Raw genomic sequence first — 17,948 nt, 5'->3', positions numbered from 1 at the left:
GCACGGCCTCCTGCGCCTTGATAGTAAAGTTCTTAAAGTCCATTGGTTCGCCAGGGTCTTAGGTGATGCTCCGGGTTAGGAAGCTGTACGTAAGCGGTAGCAAACCGGGTGCTAGAGGGGGGAAGCGGACTTTTTGGCGGGTAATTAATTAGTTTAGCAATAAGTTGATGCCAAATTTTCTGCATTAGAAGGGAAGATGATTGTTGCCTTCCTCTTCGTCAACTAAACGCTGCTCTTCTTGCCGTTTATCGTATTCTTCTCCATTGAAATCAGTCCGAATTTCAACTTCTTTTGATGTCAGAGGAATATACTCCTCCTCTCTTATTCTAGCTGAAAGTTGGTTTGGCAAGTATGCATTTCTATAGCGAGCAAAAGCCATTTTATTGGCCTGTTCTGTTGTCCATTGTGGAATTTTTGTTAAAACAATCTCATCCCAATAGCTTATCATTTCATTGTGAATACTTACCACCTCAGAAGAAGAAGTATTTCGAAGCAATGTATCTGCTATAAACCAGCAACACTCAAAAGAATGCTTTATAATTTGCTCTTCAGCAAATCTAATTACAATCCAACCGTTATTTAAAAAATACTTATCCCGGTAATCATCTTTAGAATCGATGCAATGTATTGGGGTGCCATCGCTGCCAACGTAGGGCTCATCAATTTCTATCACTACGTTCTGTTTAGTGCTTGCAATTGACAAGATAAAATCCGGCATGAATGGCCGCTCTGTTCCACTATTTGGCAAAACATATTGGCGTAATATTTTAACACCAAATTCACCCTTCGGCACGACTGGTCCACCAGCCGTTTTTATTGGCAATGGTGCGTAATAGTTATGCTCAGAAAAAAAGCCGACTAGTTTATCGAAAAACCAATCTTCTGTTACCCCTGACTTATATTGCTTTTTTGTGTAGACAACAGGCTGAGTAGCCTCACTTAAAGCTTTATTCAGAAGCTTTTTTCTAAACTTGTAAATATCCCACTCATAGTAATCGCTCTTGCTTTTATTTATAAAATCTTCGTAAATGAATTTATCAGAATTATATCTTTTTATATTTTTTTTATATATTTCTTTTTCATCATCATATACTTGCTTTTCTTTTTTATATTTTTCCAAAGAAGCGTTGTGCAATTTTACTTTTTCAGAATTTCTTTTTTCCGCTTTCTTTTTAGCGGTATGACGAGGACGGAACACGCCGAACAACATTAGCGCCATTCCTACCCATGCTATACCTTCAACTTTGGAACTACTGCCTCCTACTTCCCCAAACACTATTACCATAGCTATTCCAATCCCCCAAATTATTAACGAGGACAAACAACCTGAGGAAGCAAAATTTTCCTTAAAAATCTCTAGATTAGGTGCTTCAAGGGTAGCTGGAGCAACCGGTTCCGAAGGTAGCACTGGCATAGAAGGTGTCGAAGGAACAGCCTTATTTATCCTCAGAAATCGCTGAGGGATTTTGACGATTGGGTAGTCTGGCATGAGTAAATAATTATTTTGCGGCGGATATAAGTGCTCTTAATGCATCAACGGCAATTTCACGAATGATTCCGGTAGCATAGTGTTGGTTCCACTCTGCAAGATAAATAGGGGGTTCAAAAAGGTGTGTCACAAAATATACGTGATACCCGTCATCCAACAAAAATCCGTTATGTTCCCTTTCGTGCTCTACAACACTATAGCCAGATTTTCTGTATTCTTTCGCTTTCGTTGTCATAATTATTTTTGAGAGACGGCAAGCTACACAGAAGCGCCCGTTTCTTCAGCGGCAACCGCATAGCGCGGCGGGGGTCAGCAAAGGAAGTATCATCCAGCCACCCCCGCGCCCGTAGTGCCGGGGCCACGGCGGGGCCGCTTGGGCCGGGTGAGTTGGAGAGCGCGCAAACAACAGAGTATCGACAGCGCCCGCCGCCGCCCCAGTGGCCGGGCGGCGCGGCGGGCTATAGGCGGGTATTTCGGAGGGCGCTACGGTTGGTCTATCCAGTTTTCTAGCACTAGGTTAGAAAAGTTGGTGAAGTGCCGGATGTTGCGCGTGACAAGGGCAAGGCCATGAGCCAGCGCCGTGCTACCAATCAGAATATCAAAATCATCTATCGGCCGCCCGGTGCGCCGCAAAGCGGCTTTTTGCTCGGCGAATATGACCAGCGCAGGGCCGATAGGTAGTACTTGTTCGGCAAACAATGCCTGAAACTCTGCTACTTGCTGCCGCTGGCGAGCCTGCCAAACGGGCGCACTGTTGGCTGCCCCAAATAGCAACTCGGCCACGGTTATTTCAGACACGAAACACTACGCTAAACCGAGCGCGGCAAATTTGGCTTGGAGCTGGTGCTCGCCGCGCAGAAAGTGTACGCAGATGTTGGTATCGAGCAAATAGCCAGCGCTCATAGCGCTACGTCGGGGCGGTTACTCTGGCGGGATGCTTGCAGCATCTGGTTGATTTCGTCGCCTGTTTCATCCGATTGCCAAGCACCAAACAGGGCCAGAAAGCGACGCTCCCGTTCCTCCAGCGACAGGGTAGCCGCTGGCGAGGCAGTAGCTTTCACGCCCAGCCGCTGCGCCAGGCTTAGCAGCAAGTGCAGGTCAGTATCATTGGTAGGCTCTAAAAGGAGTGTAGTTGGCATACAGATTTTAGTAACTGGTGGGTACTGCTATTTTAGTGGCTCATACCTCTACCTCGCGGGGCTGGTCTTGCCGGTCGGCGTAGATACGGCGCACTATTTCTTCCCCGCTTTCCGCTGATTTCCAAGAGCCGAATACTTCGTGCAATAAAACTTGCTCTTCGGCAGCGGTTTGCTTTTTATCAGCGGTTTGCAGCGTGCTTTGCTCCCTGTATTGGTCAACTTGCAGGAAGCGCATCGTTAGCCCTGGAACCGCTTGCAATAGCCGCATTACGGAAGCAGCCTGCTCATCAGGAAACGCTAATTCAAGGGCAACTTTCATAACAGCAAGTTACCAGAAATCCAGGTGGATTCCCTTGCGCCAGCGCCGCCCCGGCAGCGAGGCGGCGCTGATGGTTATTTTTTCCCGCTTTGCTTCTCCGAGTCGGAGGTGTAGTGCATCTTATCTATTTTCCGCATTTGCTTGCGGTCCTGGCGGCTCAGGCCGGGCACTTTCTCATCGTGGCGCGCGGCGCGGGGGCTGCCGCCGTCGCGGGTGGCGGGCGTGCCGAGGGGCGCGCTACCCGGCACGGTAGCGGGCGTTATGGGAACGCCCGTTGTGGGCGATACCACTCCATTCGGCGCTACCGCGCCCGACGGCAATACGGTTTGGGCCAGGGCGGCGCTAGTGCTACCGGCAAGAATGCCGGCCAGAAACAGGAAGGATTTCATAAGAAAACAGGTAGATGATGGGTATTCAGACGCTGCGCAGACGTTTTCGCACGGGTAGCAAGCAGCTGGTTGGTGTAGCCCAGCCGCAACCAGAAGCGCTCGCTTCGGATGCTCCTGGTTGCGGCTGGGGCGTGGGGGGTGCGCTGCCTTACTTGGTTTTCATGGTGCCCTCGGGGTTAGTGGGCACTTTGGCCAGCTTGCGCAGCCGTTTCTTTTCGCGGTGGGTGGTGCCGGGCACTTTTTCGGTGTGGCGGTGGGCCCGGGGGCTCCCCGCGTAGGTCGCCTCGGGCGGGGTAACGGGCAGCGAGCCGGGTACATTACCGCGGGTGGCAGTTTGGGCCTGGGCGGCGCTGGCAGTAAGCACGCAGGCCGCAGCCAGTAGCAGAAAGGATTTCATATTTATGGATGTTAAGTTAGTTTCCAGGTTGGCGGGCTGCCCGCGTTACTTTTTTTGCGGTCAGCATATCCTGCACCTTCGTCCACCTGATATCGGGGTAGCGGTCGTTGTCGAGAGGCGCGAGCTTGGGCAGGCCGGTAAACATATTGTGCAGGTACTGCATACCTTGCCAGGGCGGAAACACGTCATTCGGCGCGGGCGCGAGGCGGCGCGTTACCCTACTCATCAGCTTGAGCAGCCAGAGGCCGCCGGCCCGCAGGCGGCGAAACCGCCGGCCGGTGGCGGCGCTGGCACTGGCTTGCAGGTCGCGCACAGTAGCTACTTCGCCGGCCACGCGCAGGTAGCGGGGCGTGGTGGGGTCGAGGGCGGCGGCGGCCGTGAAGGCCGCCGTATCGGCAATACTAGTGAAATCCAGCGGCTGGTCGACGCTGCCCCAATAAAGTATCCGCTTGATTTTGAACAGGATAACTGGGGCCTGCCCGGTCAGCAAATCCATAAACATGCCGTTGAGGATGGACGTGGCCCGGATGGGCGCCTGGTCGAGCCGGCGGCCAAACTCGCGGCGCAGGTCCAGGTTGCGGTTCGAGCCAGCGGGCAGCTTGGTGAAGTCGATGGAATAGTCGGACGGAATGAAGCGGGGCACGCCGGCCGCCACGGCCGCTTCGAGCAGGTGCGTTTGCGCATCCACTATCACGTCGCGCAGGCCCGAGAGGGCCGATACCACGCAGGCCGCGCCCGCGCAAGTTTGGGCGAGGGCATTGGCGTCGTCAAAATCGACTTCTAGCACCTCGGCACCGTGCGCGCGCAGGGTGGCAACGGCCGGGCGGGCGGCGCTACCGGGCCGGATGAGCGCGCGCACCCGGGCGCCCCGCCCCAGCAGGGCCAGGGCAATGCGGTGGCCGAGGTCGCCGGTGGCCCCGGCCAGCACCACGAGGGCGGGGGCGGCATCGGGGCCAAGTGGGGTAGTTGCGTTTGCTGCTGCCAAAGGCGGGGCCTGCCTGGGCTGGTTACGGTGCCAGCCTCCCGGGTAGGGTGTAAGACGTAAGGAGGCGGCCGCGCGTTGTAGGGCGGGGCAAGCCCAGCCATTGGCGGCCCGGGCGCCGTATGTTACGGGCAACCTTTTAGAACCTCATGTTTGGCGTAACTGATTTCAACCGGGCCTTCCATTTATTGTCGGACAAGCTGACGCGCTGGGTGCAGCAGTTTATTTTGCTGCTGCCCAACCTGCTGATTGCCTTGCTGATACTGGTTATCACGTATTTTACGGCGGGGCTGCTGCGGCGGCTGGTGAACAAGTTTCTGGGTCGGGTGTCGGCCAGCGGCTCGCTCAACAACCTCATTGAAACCACCACCTACGTGGGCGTGCTGGTGGTAGGCATTTTCTTTACCCTGGAAGTACTGAGCCTGGATAAAACGGTGACTTCGCTGCTGGCCGGCGTGGGTATTATCGGGCTGGCGCTGGGGTTTGCGTTTCAGGATATTGCGGCCAATTTTATCAGCGGCATCATCATCGCGGTGCAGCGGCCGTTTACGGTGGGCGACGTTATTCAGACCGAAACCTACTTTGGCACCATTGAGAGCATCAACCTGCGCACCCTCGACCTGCGGCAGGTAACCGGCGAGCTGGTGCGCGTGCCCAACCGCAAAGTATTCGAAAGCTCGGTCATCAACTTCACCGTGACCACCCGCCGCCGCGTCGATGTGCAGTGCGGCGTGGGCTACGATGCCGACCTGGAGCAGGTGCGCGCCACGGTGCTGGGCTGCATGGCCGACTTCCCCAACCTGCTCACCGACCGGCCGGTGGAGGTTATGTTCACCGCTTTTGCCGACAGCTCCATCACGTTTGTGCTGCGCTTCTGGATTCCGTACCAGCGGCAGGTCGACTACGTAGGCGCTAAGAGCGAGGCCATTATACGCATCAAGCGGGCCTTCGATGCGGCGGGCATTGCCATTCCGTTCCCGATTCGGACGCTCGATATTTCGCCCGCGCTGCTGGCGCAGCTCGGCCGGCTGCTGCCCAAGGCCTGAGCAGCGGGACCGGCCGGTGGTGGAGGCGGTGTCGGCAATGCCCTGGAGCAGTTCAGCAAGCAACTAAGCGCACAAAAGTGGATAGTGATTAGTTTATTATCGTGAAGGACACGGCTTTAACTAGCATACCTGAGAAGCAGAAGCTCCTGCCGGGGGCCAGCGCAACTATTTCCCTGTTTGCTTACTGACTACCATTTCTTTATCCTCCTTGCCGCCCGGTTCGCGATACGTAATGCGCAAATGCTGGTCATCGACAGAGACAGCCCACCACACAGACACCGAGGGGAAATCGAGACTATGCTGCTGCAACGTCAGCAAGTCGAAGAGTATCACCTCGTTGCGGTGCACGATAATCAGCCAGTTATCATCATAAAAATTACCAATAAAGCTGCTAGCCCCTTGCCCCTTGCAGGAAATATGATTGGGTTTAAAATCCTGTTCGGCATCGATTACCACCCCACCGCTCTCAGTGGGAATAAAGAAAAACCGCCCGTCCGGCGATTCGCTTTCGTTGTGGTTGCCGATAGTAACGGTGGGCCAGCTACCAAGGTATTTTTCGGTAACTAACTGGTCCTTAATTCTTAACTCAACATCCCATAGCATTCGGCCATTGTTTGGCTCAATAATTCCGAGGTAAGTAAGGTCTACAGCATGAAGTTTGGAGGAGGGCATATGCAGCGTATTAGGAAGGAGGTACTGGCCCGAGTAGGGAAGCAAGCTACTCAGAATATAAAATTCTTTTAAACAAGCAGCTATCAAATTACCCCGAGGGCTAATCCGGTTGCTGGCGAGAGTTATACGTAAGGAGGCCGGGCAGTACCCCACTTTTTTGCCTTTTACTTATGTCTACTTTCACCGTCGAGCGGCTTTCCTTTCAGCACCTTTCCGAACTCCCCAACGCCTGGCAGAATGCTGATTACCTGGCGCTGCTTCAGCAGCTTGCCTACGACAACCCCGAGGCCCTGGCCCCGGCCGAGCTCAAAGAGATGTGCCAGATGGCCCTCACCGACCTGGAGCCCGCCGCCGCCGCCGAAGCCGTGCTTACTTACCTGTTTTCCGAGGAACTGAAGGACGGCCAGATTGAGCAGCTGGCGCACCAGATGGAAACCGAAAAGCTATGGGAAGAAAACCCCAAGCTGGAGCTGCACGAGGGTTTTTTCAACGCCACTCAGCTACTCTACGATGCCTACAACGGCAAGTTTCCGCACCCGCAGGCCGTGGAGTTTAAGGTGAAAATAACGGCTACCGACCCCGCCGACCTGGCGGCCCTGGACGCGGAGCCCGCCCTGCCGCTGCTGCGCCTGCTGGCCCCCGGCCTGTCGGACAGCGCGCTGCTACACCGCCTGTTTGGCGACCAGCTGGCGGGCGGCGAGTTTCTCGAAGCGCCAGCCATTCTGTGGCAAATCACGCCCAGCGACAAAACCGCTAACAGCGTGGTGTTTGACGTAATCAGCTCCGACTACTGGATGGAAGATTTCAAGTACGCCAACACGTACGAGGCCTCGCTGCCAGCTGAATAAGACAACTTATTGCCTGTCAATAAGATAGAAGAACGTCATGCTGAACGCAGGGAAGCATCCCGCTCGCGCCAGTTGGGTTAGTAACCTACCTGGCGCGAGCGAGATGCTTCCCTGCGTTTAGCATGATGTTTTTTCTATTGATAGTCAATTACTTAATTCAGCCCCACCTTTCCTTGCATCGACTCAAACAGCTTGGGCGAATCGAAGCCTACGCCGTGCTTGAACACGATTTCCATCTGGCGGAGCTGGCGAATATCCTTTTCGGGGTCGCCGGCTACCAGCACGAGGTCGGCTTGCTTACCGGCTTCGATGGTGCCGATGTCGCGGTCGCGCCCTAGGTACTTAGCCCCGTTGAGGGTGCAGATTTTAATGGCTTCGAGCGGGGTGAAACCGCCTTCTACCAGCAGCTCGATTTCGCGGCGGTTGGCGTAGCCGGCAATGGTGCGGCCGGCCCCGGTGGGGTCGGTGCCGGCCACCAGCAGCCCGCCCGCGTCGTAGAACTCTTTCTCCCAGCCCTGCTCCTTCTTGAAGAGCGCCACGCTGGCCGAGTCCTTGCCCTGGTTGGCTTGCCAAACGGCCGTTTCGCGCGCTTGCAGCTGTGGGATGAGCGCACCCAGGCCACCGCCCAGCACTACCTCGCGGCCGGTGTAGGGCTCGAACACGGGCAGAGTGGAGGTGAGGGCTACGTTTTTGCTAATCAATAGCTTAATCAGCTCGCTCACGGCGGGGCTATTGGCCGGCTGGCTTAGCAAACCCTGGTGGGCGGTGGGGTAATCGCAGGCATCGGCGGCTTTGCCAGGCGCAAAATCGGAGCTGGCCATAAAGCCGTGCTCCAGGTTGTCGATGCCGATTTCGGCGGCCTCGCGGTACGTAATAGCGCAGAGGTGGCCGGTTACTTTGAGATGGCGGGCGTGAGCCTCTCGCACCACGGCGGCCAGGTCGGCGCGGGTGGCGTGCATGTACATCTTGAACGACGTGCAACCCTTATCGGCCCAAAACTTGGTGCTGGCGGCGGCATCTTCGGGGCCTTTTATGGTGTTGAGGGCCGGAATATCCAGGCTCGGCTCCTCCATGTAGGGCGCGGTCACGTCCATGTCGGGGCCGATAAACTTGCCCTCGCCAATGAGGCGCTGAATGGCCAGGTCGGTTTGCGGCTCGATGCTGCCGGCCGTGCGAATGGTGGTGGCCCCGCCCGCCAGGTAGAGGCGCGGAAACGAGTAGGGCATCTGAGCAATGTTAAAAAAGCCGCCCACTGGCATGGTATAATACAGGTGCTCGTGCAGCATTACCAGGCCCGGAATCAGCGTTTTGCCCGCGCAATTGATGACCTCGGCCCCGGCTGGCACCTTCACTTTTTTGAAGGGCCCGACCTGCTCAATGCGGCCGTTGCGCAGCACCACCGTTTGGTGCAGCAGCGCCGAGCGGCCGGTACCATCTATCACCTTAGCGTCGGTGAGGGCCACCACGGGCGCGCTCACTTTAATGAATGCCTGCACCGCTGGGGTGAATGCGGGCGTCTGCGCCAGGGTTGGGCTCAGGGGTACGGCACCCAGCAGGGCGCCGCACAAGGTGGTGATTAGTAGTTTTTTAGTCATGGGGTGAAGGAGGGAATACGGACGGGGCGGGCTGCTAAGGTCGGGGCGCAAGGTAGCATTGCTGGCAAGCTGCTGGCTTTTGCGGCGGGGCGATGGGGCACGGCAAGAGGCCTAGGTAGCTGAGTACTGGTGCTCAAATACCTGGGCCAACATTATGCGTGGTTTGGGCTGACTTGCCGTAGCGAGCCGGGCGTTAAAAGGGCAAGCTAAAGCTTACCCTACATTTAGCGCACGGCTACGTTGGGGGTGGCTTTGGTGGGCTGGGCGGCGGTGGTTTTGGCGGCGCTCACGCGCCACACTTTGTTACCGGCATCGTCCATCACCAGCAGCGCGCCGTCGGGCATGGTTACTACGCCCACGGGGCGGCCGTAGGCCTTGTCCGACCCATCGCCGACCAGGAAGCCGGTAAGGAAATCCTCGGGCTTACCGGTGGGCTTGCCGTCCTTGAAGGGCACGAAAGCCACCTTGTAGCCCGAGTAGGCCGAGCGGTTCCAAGAGCCGTGCTCGCCCACGAAAGCGCCGTTTTGGTAGCGGGCGGGGAAGGCGGTTTTGTCGTAGAACGTGAGGCCGAGCGCGGCCACGTGCGCGCCCATGGGCACGTCGGGCACGAGGGCTTTTTTCACTAGGTCGGGGCGCTCGTTTTTGCGGCGCGGGTCTTCGTTTTGGCCGTAGTACGAGTAGGGCCAGCCGTAGAAGCCGCCCTCTTTTACGCTGGTGATGTAGTCGGGCACCAACTCATCGCCGAGTTCGTCGCGCTCGTTCACGGCCGCCCACAGCGTGGAGGTGCCGGGGTAGTAGGCCAGGCCGATGGGGTTGCGCAGGCCACTGGCGAAGATTTTCTCGCCCGTGCCGTCGGGGTTGATTTCCAGGATATTAGCCCGGCGCACCTCGTTTTCGGGGCCGTGCTCCTGCACGTTGGAGCCCGAGCCCACGGTTACCAGTATCTTTGAGTTATCCTTGCTAGCCAGCAGGTTACGCGTCCAGTGATTGTTGTAGCCACCTTCGGGCAGACTCAGGATTTTCTGGCCCTTAGCCGTGATTTTCGTTTCGCCGGTTTTATAAGGGAAACGCAGCAGGCCGTCAGTATTGGCTACGTAGAAGCTGTTGCCCAGCACCAGCATGCCAAAGGGCTGGTTGAGGCCGGTCAGAAACACGGTACGCACGTCGGGCTTGCCGTCGCCGTTGGTATCGCGCAGCAGCGTGACGCGGTTGGCGCTGGTGGCTTGCAGCGAGCGCGACTTGTCGAGCTGGAGAGCGGCGGCAATCTGCTTTTTAGCGCCTTTAGGCAGCGTGGTAGCCTCCGCAATAAACACGTCGCCGTTGGGGGCTACGTAGGCCCAGCGCGGGCTTTCGAGCTGGCCCGCAAACTCGGTTACGCTGAAGCCGGCCGGGGCAACGGGGGTTTTGCCAGCGGGCCAGTCGATGATAGCAACGCGCTTGCTCACCGACTTCGTGGCGTAGGGCGCGGGCAGGGGCACCGTGGCATCCTGGGGGGTGGTGACGGTGGTGGCCGGCGTGTCGGCGGCGGCGGTCTGCTTTTCGGCTTGGCTGGGGCCACTGCTGCACGCAGCTAGCAGGCCGAGCGCGGGCAGCAGCGCGGCAGTATAACGGGAAAGCAACATCTAGCAAAAGGAGGTAAACGGCTCGAAAGCCGACGAATCATCACTCCTTCATCTTACTATTACTGGCCGCATTGGTTGCGCCGGCCGCTCGCGGAGGCCCGGCTACTCCTTCACCAGCCGCGCACTGCCAGCGGCGGCCCCGGTGGCGCTCACTGCCTTCAGCAGGTACACGCCGGGCGGCAGGCTGGCAATGGGCAGCGTGGCAACCTCTTCGGCATTTATTTGCAGTACGCATTGGCCCAGCGAGTTGTGTAGAAACAGCCGCGCCCCGGCGGCGGGCAAGCCACTTACCTGCACTTGGCTACGGGCCGGGTTGGGGGCCAGTATCAGCGGCGCAGCCAGGCAGGCCGCCGTGAGCGTTACCACTGGGCTGTAAGCGGCAGTGCCGTTCTCATCCAGCATGCTTAGCCGGAAATACTGGCGGCCCACCAGCGGCGCGGTTTGGAACGCGTATTCGGCACCGGCCGGCCGGTTTTGGCTGGGCACGGTACCTACTGCGGCAAACTGCCGGCCGTCGGCCGAGGCTTGCACTTCGTAGCGGCGGCTGTGGTGCTCGGTGGCGGTGCGCCAGGTGAGGCGGCCGGTGCAATCGGCGGCACGCACCTGCCCCGCAAACGCGGTGAGCACTACCGGCAGCGGCGCGGCCGGGCACACGAGCGGTTGCAGAAAAGCGGCCGCCTCAGCTGCTACCTGCGGGCTGTTGGCGGCACTGCGGGGGCTGCTGTGGTTGCCACCCGTTATCGGATAAAGCTTGTTGGCAATGCCCACCTGGCTGGCCTGGGCTTGCAGTGGCGATGCTCCGCAAAGCACGTACTGCGTGTTGTACACCGCCCCGCAACTGGCGTAGGGAATCACTTCATCGGCCGTGCCCTGCGCACTATAAAGCGGTGGATTACCGACACTTACAATACGCACGTCGTTGATGCCGCCCGCAATACTGACCACGCCTGCCAAGCCCGCCGAGCTGTAGGCGGGCAGTAGCTTATTGGCCCCGGCAAGGTCAGTATCACCTTCCAGGCCGCCATATTTCTGGTACGCAGCCTGAATGCCCGCATCCGGGTTTTCGGTAACATTATCCGTGTAAGCCACCTGCATCGCCGCCACTGAGCCCGCCGAGAAGCCACCCACAAATACTTGGGCCGGGTCAATACGATAAGCATTAGCCGTAGCCGCATCGTGGCGGAAGTAGCGCACGGCGGCGCGCATGTCGTTGGCGGCCCGCACTATCTCATCGGCCAGCAGGGCGGGGTTGTTATATACCAGCAATAAATTGAAAAAACTTGGCTTTAGCAATCGGTAATCAATGGTAGCAGTAGCGTAGCCTTTGCGGGCAAACGCCCGGCAGAGGTCGTCCAAATCGGTACGCTGCCCATTTACGAATGAACCCCCGAAAGCCAGAATAATCAAGGGCCGCGCCACGGCCGCGTCATCACCGATGGGCTCGTAGAAATCGAGCTTCAATGTCACCGGAGTGTCACCTCCAGTGCTGTAGTCACGGGCTGTGTTGTAGCCGAATATGACATCCGGCGTCTTGGTCACGGCCGGGAACACATCGGTGGCATAGCGCCCGGTACTGCAATCCGGCACAGTAGGCTGAGCGTGGCCGAACTGAGCTAAGGCCAAAAAAATCAGTATAAAGTATAGTTTTCTCAAAATAATTATTTTATGCATAATCGAATTTACGAGGAGCGCTGCCGTTCGGTTCAGGATACCTCTATGTAGCTGAAAAATAACGAATACCGCATAAAAAAAGCGGCCTGCTCACTGGGAGCAGGCCGCTTTTTACGCGTAGCCTAGTGGCTAGTCAGCGCTTACTTTTTGCGCATAGGAGCCTTTTTCATCGGCGCCTTGCGGCTGCGGGGGGCACCGGTACCGGTCGTTTTCTTACCGGGCAGCTTCTTGCCTTCGGCCTTCACTTCCGCGATGGTTGGGGCGGCACCGTACTTCACTTCGGCAGCGTTGGTTTCGCCGGTGAGGAAGGGGTCGAAATCTACGCGGCGGTTCAGGGCCTGGCCAGCGGCCGTAGCGTTGTCGGCAATCGGCTTGGTTTCGCCGTAGCCACGCGCTTCGATGCGGTCGGCCGGGATGCCCTTGCTCAGCATGTAGGCACGGGCCGAAGCGGCGCGCTCGTAGCTCAGGCGCAGGTTGTAATCATCGGCACCCTTGCTGTCGGTGTGGCCGGCAATGCTGAGGCTGTAGTCCGGGTAGTCGTTCATAATCTGCACCATCTGCTGCAGCTTACCATACGACGACGCTTTGAGGGTAGCCTTGTTGAAGTCGAAGTTGATGTACTTCGTGGCTTCGTTAAGCACCTTCTTGTCTTCGGCCTTCATCTCGGGGCAGCCTTTGTTGCTGGCGGGGCCGGCACGGTCGGGGCAGCGGTCCATGTAGTCGGGCACCCCGTCGCCGTCGCGGTCAAGCGGGCAGCCATTGGCATCCACTTTGGTACCAGCGGGGGTGTCGGGGCATTTGTCGAGGTAGTCGGCTACGCCGTCACCATCAGCATCGAGCGGGCAGCCCGAAGCATCGACGCGCACGCCGGCCGGGGTGTTGGGGCACTTGTCGTCGGCATCGGCTACGCCGTCGCCGTCAGCATCGGGGCAACCTTGCAGAGCCGCGAGGCCCTTCACGTCGGGGCACTTGTCTTGGTAGTCGGCTACGCCGTCGCCATCGGTGTCAATTGGGCAACCGGTTTCGTCCACTTTCACGCCAGCGGGGGTGTCGGGGCACTTGTCCTTGCGGTCGGGCACACCGTCCATGTCCGTGTCCTTGGGCTTGCCAAACGCTACAGTCAGGCCAGCCGAGTACACCAGAAAGCGGTCGTGCAGCTTGTTATCGGGCGTGCCGATATTGTCAATCTTATCCGTGAACGGATAATGTTGGCTGGCCTGCACGTCGAGGCCAATGGCCGGCGACAAGCGGAAACGAATACCGGCCAGGCCAAATACCTCCAGCGCCTGGATGTCGTTCTGGAAGTACTGGTTAGTGCCGGGGCCAGTTTGGCCATTAGGCAGGATGGTTTCGTAGCTGCCCGTGCTGCTAGCCAGAAACACGCCGCCACCACCCATCAGGTAGGGCTGAATGGGGAAGCTTTCGCCGATGAGGCTGCTGAGTTTGAGCTTCAGGCCCAAGTCAATCATGCCGGTTTTGGAGGTAAACTGCGGGTTGGGGCGGCGAGCGGCCACAAAACGGTAGTTCTGGTAGTTGCCGAGCAGCGACAAGTCGAAGGAAGGCGACAGGTAGCGGGTAATATGCCCACCGCCGCCAACCCGCAGCGGCCAGTTGCCCTGGAAGAAATCACCGCCCGCATTGCCCTGGTACTGCATGTGGCTAACGTTGACACCGATAGCCGTTTTGTGGTCGGCGTTCTGCGCCTGTACTGAGGAGGCCGTCAGGCCAGTCGCTGCTAGCAGCGCGCCCGGCAACAGCTTCCGAAGAATGGAAGAGAATTCTTTCATAAGGAGAAGGAAAATGGTTTTGAAGGTGGTTGGCTAACCAAGGTCGTTGGCCCATCTACGCAGAATTTAATCTTACGGTAATAAAAAGCTTGGTAGTTGACGCTATTTTATTGTTAATCAGGCATAAATAGTGCTATTTCATCTTCCAAGGGGCGGGTATCCGGCTTGGTTATGCGCTTTGTCAACTATGAAGAAGCACGCTCATAAAGCTTGGTAGCCAGCTGCCCTGTTGGTGGGGCTGGTACCGATGCAGGCCGCGGTGACCCGGTTGCGATAGGCAGTGCGCTTTCCAGTACCCCCGCTCCCACTTTACCTTTCCACCTTATTCTTCTCCTTCACTCTCCCATGAACTACGCCAAACCGCTCTCGAAAGCCGCGCTGCTACTGGCCCTGGGCCTGGCGGGCCCGCGCGCCCAGGCCCAGGCACCCGCCCGCCCAACCCAGGCCGCCGACCCCAAAATGCAGCAGTTCGTGGCAAGCCTGATGCAGAAAATGACGCTGGAAGAAAAAATCGGCCAGCTTAACCTCGTGTCGGTGGGCTTTGATGTGACGGGGCCGGTGGTGAGCAAAGACGTGGACGCCAACATCAAGAAGGGCTTGGTGGGCGCAGTGCTGAACACCTACACGCCGGTGGCCGCCCGCAAGCTGCAAACCCTGGCCGTGCAGGAGTCGCGGCTGCATATTCCGCTTATTCTGGGCTACGACGTTATTCACGGGCACCGCACCATCTTTCCCATTCCGCTGGGCATGGCCGCCAGCTGGGACCTGGGTGCGCTGGAGCGCGGCGCCCGCATTGCGGCCCAGGAGGCCGCCGCCGATGGCCTCAACTGGGTGTATTCGCCGATGGTGGATATTGCCCGCGACCCGCGCTGGGGCCGCGTGGCCGAAGGGGCCGGCGAAGACCCCTACCTCGGCTCGCGCATTGCCGAGGCCATGGTGCGCGGCTACCAGGGCCCTACCAACGACCTGAAGCAGCCCGAAAACGTAATGGCCTGCCTCAAGCACTTCGCCCTCTACGGGGCGGCCGAGGCCGGGCGCGACTACAACACCACCGACATGAGCCGGCAGCGCATGTACAACGAGTACCTGCCGCCCTATAAAGCAGCCATCGACGCCGGCATTGGCTCGGTAATGTCCTCCTTTAATGACGTGAACGGGATTCCGGCCACGGCCAATAAGTGGCTGCTCACCGACCTGCTGCGCAACCAGTGGGGCTTCACGGGCTTCGTGGCCACCGACTACACCGCTATTAATGAGCTGGAAGCCCACGGCCTGGGCGACGAAAAGAAGGTGTCGGAGCTGGCCCTGAACGCGGGCGTGGACATGGACATGGTGGGCGAGGTATTTCTGAAGCAGCTGGCTACCAACCTCAAGGAAGGCACCGTGAAGCAGGCCGCCATCGACGAGGCCTGCCGCCGGGTGCTGGAGGCTAAGTACAAGCTGGGTCTCTTCACCGACCCCTACCGGGGCGTGACGGAGGCGCGCGCGCAGGCCACGATGATGAAGCCCGCCTTTCTGGCCGAGGCCCGCAACCTCACGCGCCGCACGCTGGTGCTGCTCAAGAACAACCAGCAGACCCTGCCCCTCAAAAACACCGTGAACATTGCCGTGGTGGGCCCGCTGGCCGACCGCAGCCGCGACATGATTGGCAACTGGAGCGGGGCTGGCGATGGCAAGCAGGCCATCTCCATCTTGCAGGGAATCAAGAACGTAGGTGGCCCCGGCGTGCGCGTAACGTACAGCCAGGGCGTGAACGTGACCGACGACGACCAGCTCATCAAGCGCCTCAACGAGAACGGGGGCGAATTGCAACTAGACCCGCGCCCCGCCGAAACCACCATTGCCGAAGCCGTGCAGGCCGCCCAGGGCGCTGATGTAGTGGTGGCCGTGGTGGGCGAAAGCCAGGGCATGACCGGCGAGGCCGCCAGCCGCGCCGACATCGGCCTGCCCGGCCGCCAACTCGACTTGCTTAAAGCCCTGAAAGCCACTGGCAAGCCGCTGGTAGTGGTGCTCGTGAATGGCCGGCCGCTCACGCTGCCCTGGGAAAACCAGCACGCCGATGCCATCCTCGAAACGTGGTTTGGGGGCACGCAGGCCGGCAACGCGGTGGCCGACGTGCTCTTTGGCGTCTACAACCCCAGCGGCAAACTCACCATGACGTTTCCGCAGTCGGTGGGGCAGGTACCGATTTACTACAACCACAAAAGCACCGGCCGCCCCTACGCCGGCGTGCTGCTCGATAAGTACAAGTCGCGCTACCTCGATGCGCCCAACGACCCGCTCTTTCCCTTCGGCTACGGCCTGAGCTACACCACCTTTAGCTATGGTAAGCCCACAGTGGGCCAGGCCAGCATCGGCCCCGGCCAGGGCCTCGACGTAGCCGTGACGGTGCGCAACACCGGCAATTACGACGGCGAGGAAGTGGCCCAGCTCTACCTGCGCGACCTGGTGGGCAGCAGCACCCGCCCGGTGAAGGAGCTGAAAGGCTTCTTCAAAATCAACCTCAAAAAAGGCGAGGTCCGCCAGCTCACCTTCCACCTCACGGCCGATGACCTGAAATTTTACAACGACGACCTGAAGTTCGTAGCCGAACCCGGTGAATTTCAAGTATTTGTGGGCGGCAACTCGCGCGATGTGCAGATGGCCAGCTTCACGCTGACCAAATGAGTCCGCCGCAGCAGTAATGCAAAAAAGGGCTGGTCGCTCATTGCCTGCAAAGCAATGAGCGACCAGCCCTTTTCTAGTTGCAATAAGCTGGGCGGTTATGCCTCGTCTTTCAGCGACTGCATATCGATGACGTAGCGGAAGCGCACCTCCTCATCCATCATATTCTTGTAGGCAACGTTAATATCCTGCATCTTAATCATTTGCACCTCGGGCGCAATGTGGTGCTCGGCACAAAACTCCAGCACTTCCTGGGTTTCGGCAATGCTGCCGATGATGGAGCCCGACACCGAGCGGCGGTGCATAGCTACTTCCATGTTGTTGAGCGGCAGCTCATAAGGTCCCAGCAGGCCCACCGTGGTGATGACGCCGTTGCGCTTGGCCAGCTTCACGTAGTCGTTCACGTCGAACGCGTCGGGGATGGTGATGAGGATGAAGTCGAACTTCGACTCGTGCGCCTTCATGGCATCCGCATCGGTCGAGATAAGTACCTCGTGGGCACCTAGTTGCTCGGCGGCTTCCTGCTTTTTCTTATCGCGGGTAATGGCCGTAACGGTTGCGCCCAGGGCGCGCGCTATCTGCACCGCCATGTGGCCCAGGCCACCGATGCCCACCACGCCCACGCTTTGGCCGGGGCCTACTTTCCAGTGCTTCAGGGGCGAATAGGTCGTCACGCCAGCGCACAAAATAGGCGCGGCCGCTTTGATATCCAGCTCCTTTGGGATGCTGAGCACGAACGACTCTTTCACCACGATGTTGGTCGAGTAGCCGCCGAAGGTGTTGAATTCCTCGTTGGCGGGCTTCATATAGCCGTTGTAGGTGGCCGTCCAGCTCACGGGGCCTTCGCAATAGTTTTCCTCCTTTTCCTTGCAGGAGGGGCACACGCCGCACGAGTCTACCATGCAACCCACGCCCACGAGGTCGCCGGCTTTGAACCTGGTTACGCCGCTGCCGGCCTCGATAACGCGGCCAATGATTTCGTGGCCCGGTACGCAGGGATAAATCGTGTTGTGCCAGTCGTTTTTCACCTGGTGCAGGTCGGAGTGACACACACCGCTGTACAGGATGTCGATGTGCACTTCGTCGGCCTTGGGAGCCTGCCGCTCGATGGTCATCGGCTTGAGGCTATTGAGAATGGAGCCGCTGGCGCCGTAGGCTTTGGTGGGGATAGTTTGCATGCGTGGAAAAGGGTTGGAAGGTTACTTAGAGGCTATCCGAATAGGGAAAAATCAGTTGTATTTTAGGGGTATGGCTACAGTTCAAGAATTTCGCATTTCGGACACGCTTTGGGCGCGGTTGTCCCCTCATTTGCCCGTCCACGTGCCCAA

Annotated in this window: 17 protein-coding genes; 3 read left to right on the top strand and 14 right to left on the bottom strand. The window is 58.5% G+C overall.

The genetic code is table 11. The annotated features are described in order from the left end of the window. Positions 1-184: 184 nt before the first annotated feature. From QMK33_RS20015 to QMK33_RS19980, 8 genes are all read right to left on the bottom strand, one after another. Positions 185-1,489 carry a putative endonuclease domain-containing protein gene (locus tag QMK33_RS20015; protein ID WP_283566399.1) on the bottom strand — a complete coding sequence of 435 codons (1,305 nt, stop codon included), beginning with the start codon at positions 1,487-1,489 and terminating at the stop codon, positions 185-187. Between the two features lie 10 nt (positions 1,490-1,499). Then, positions 1,500-1,724: a hypothetical protein gene (locus QMK33_RS20010; protein WP_283566398.1), complete on the bottom strand. Its 225-nt coding sequence runs from the start codon at positions 1,722-1,724 to the stop codon at positions 1,500-1,502. A gap of 248 nt (positions 1,725-1,972) precedes the next feature. Beyond that, on the bottom strand, positions 1,973-2,287 hold the full coding sequence (locus QMK33_RS20005) for a PIN domain-containing protein (RefSeq protein ID WP_283566397.1): 315 nt from the start codon (positions 2,285-2,287) through the stop codon (positions 1,973-1,975). Between the two features lie 101 nt (positions 2,288-2,388). Further along, positions 2,389-2,628, bottom strand: coding sequence for a hypothetical protein (locus QMK33_RS20000; RefSeq protein WP_283566396.1), 240 nt, complete (start codon positions 2,626-2,628; stop codon positions 2,389-2,391). 40 nt (positions 2,629-2,668) lie between these two features. Beyond that, positions 2,669-2,947, bottom strand: coding sequence for a hypothetical protein (locus QMK33_RS19995; RefSeq protein ID WP_283566395.1), 279 nt, complete (start codon positions 2,945-2,947; stop codon positions 2,669-2,671). 74 nt (positions 2,948-3,021) lie between these two features. Then, complete coding sequence (locus QMK33_RS19990; RefSeq protein WP_283566394.1) at positions 3,022-3,336, bottom strand: hypothetical protein; 315 nt, start codon at positions 3,334-3,336, stop codon at positions 3,022-3,024. 148 nt (positions 3,337-3,484) lie between these two features. After that, positions 3,485-3,733 carry a hypothetical protein gene (locus tag QMK33_RS19985; RefSeq protein WP_283566393.1) on the bottom strand — a complete coding sequence of 83 codons (249 nt, stop codon included), beginning with the start codon at positions 3,731-3,733 and terminating at the stop codon, positions 3,485-3,487. Positions 3,734-3,749: 16 nt separating this feature from the next. Further along, positions 3,750-4,718 (bottom strand): NmrA family NAD(P)-binding protein, encoded by a 969-nt coding sequence (locus QMK33_RS19980; protein ID WP_283566392.1) that lies wholly within the window; start codon positions 4,716-4,718, stop codon positions 3,750-3,752. 146 nt (positions 4,719-4,864) lie between these two features. On the opposite strand from QMK33_RS19980, the gene QMK33_RS19975 reads away from it, so the two are divergent. Further along, the gene (locus QMK33_RS19975) at positions 4,865-5,761 is read left to right on the top strand and encodes a mechanosensitive ion channel family protein (protein WP_283566391.1); all 897 of its coding nucleotides are present in this window, start codon (positions 4,865-4,867) and stop codon (positions 5,759-5,761) included. 165 nt (positions 5,762-5,926) lie between these two features. Here QMK33_RS19975 and QMK33_RS19970 read toward each other — a convergent pair whose 3' ends face one another. After that, positions 5,927-6,433 carry a hypothetical protein gene (locus QMK33_RS19970; RefSeq protein ID WP_283566390.1) on the bottom strand — a complete coding sequence of 169 codons (507 nt, stop codon included), beginning with the start codon at positions 6,431-6,433 and terminating at the stop codon, positions 5,927-5,929. A gap of 170 nt (positions 6,434-6,603) precedes the next feature. On the opposite strand from QMK33_RS19970, the gene QMK33_RS19965 reads away from it, so the two are divergent. Beyond that, positions 6,604-7,281, top strand: coding sequence for a hypothetical protein (locus QMK33_RS19965; protein ID WP_283566389.1), 678 nt, complete (start codon positions 6,604-6,606; stop codon positions 7,279-7,281). A 152-nt stretch (positions 7,282-7,433) separates the two neighbouring features. Here the strand turns inward: QMK33_RS19965 and QMK33_RS19960 are convergent, their stop codons facing one another. The 4 genes from QMK33_RS19960 to QMK33_RS19945 all read right to left on the bottom strand — a co-directional run bounded on the left by QMK33_RS19960 (position 7,434) and on the right by QMK33_RS19945 (position 13,956). Next, positions 7,434-8,876, bottom strand: a complete 1,443-nt coding sequence (locus QMK33_RS19960) for an amidohydrolase family protein (protein WP_283566388.1) — start codon at positions 8,874-8,876, stop codon at positions 7,434-7,436. Between the two features lie 224 nt (positions 8,877-9,100). Beyond that, positions 9,101-10,498 (bottom strand): PQQ-dependent sugar dehydrogenase, encoded by a 1,398-nt coding sequence (locus QMK33_RS19955; protein WP_283566387.1) that lies wholly within the window; start codon positions 10,496-10,498, stop codon positions 9,101-9,103. A gap of 102 nt (positions 10,499-10,600) precedes the next feature. Next, positions 10,601-12,121 (bottom strand): T9SS type A sorting domain-containing protein, encoded by a 1,521-nt coding sequence (locus QMK33_RS19950; protein ID WP_283566386.1) that lies wholly within the window; start codon positions 12,119-12,121, stop codon positions 10,601-10,603. A gap of 188 nt (positions 12,122-12,309) precedes the next feature. After that, a complete protein-coding gene (locus QMK33_RS19945) occupies positions 12,310-13,956 on the bottom strand; it encodes an OmpA family protein (RefSeq protein ID WP_283566385.1) in 1,647 nt (548 codons plus the stop codon). 345 nt (positions 13,957-14,301) lie between these two features. Here QMK33_RS19945 and bglX point away from each other — a divergent pair, with 345 nt between their 5' ends. Further along, positions 14,302-16,623, top strand: coding sequence for a beta-glucosidase BglX (bglX, locus tag QMK33_RS19940; protein ID WP_283566384.1), 2,322 nt, complete (start codon positions 14,302-14,304; stop codon positions 16,621-16,623). 95 nt (positions 16,624-16,718) lie between these two features. Here bglX and QMK33_RS19935 read toward each other — a convergent pair whose 3' ends face one another. Next, the gene (locus QMK33_RS19935; protein WP_283566383.1) at positions 16,719-17,798 is read right to left on the bottom strand and encodes an NAD(P)-dependent alcohol dehydrogenase; all 1,080 of its coding nucleotides are present in this window, start codon (positions 17,796-17,798) and stop codon (positions 16,719-16,721) included. Between the last annotated feature and the right edge of the window lie 150 nt (positions 17,799-17,948).

It is taken from the genome of Hymenobacter sp. H14-R3, from assembly GCF_030063445.1.
In the GTDB taxonomy this organism is placed as follows: domain Bacteria; phylum Bacteroidota; class Bacteroidia; order Cytophagales; family Hymenobacteraceae; genus Hymenobacter.
The sequence above is the reverse complement of the archived record's forward strand: the minus strand, read 5'-3'. Positions and strand labels throughout refer to the sequence as shown.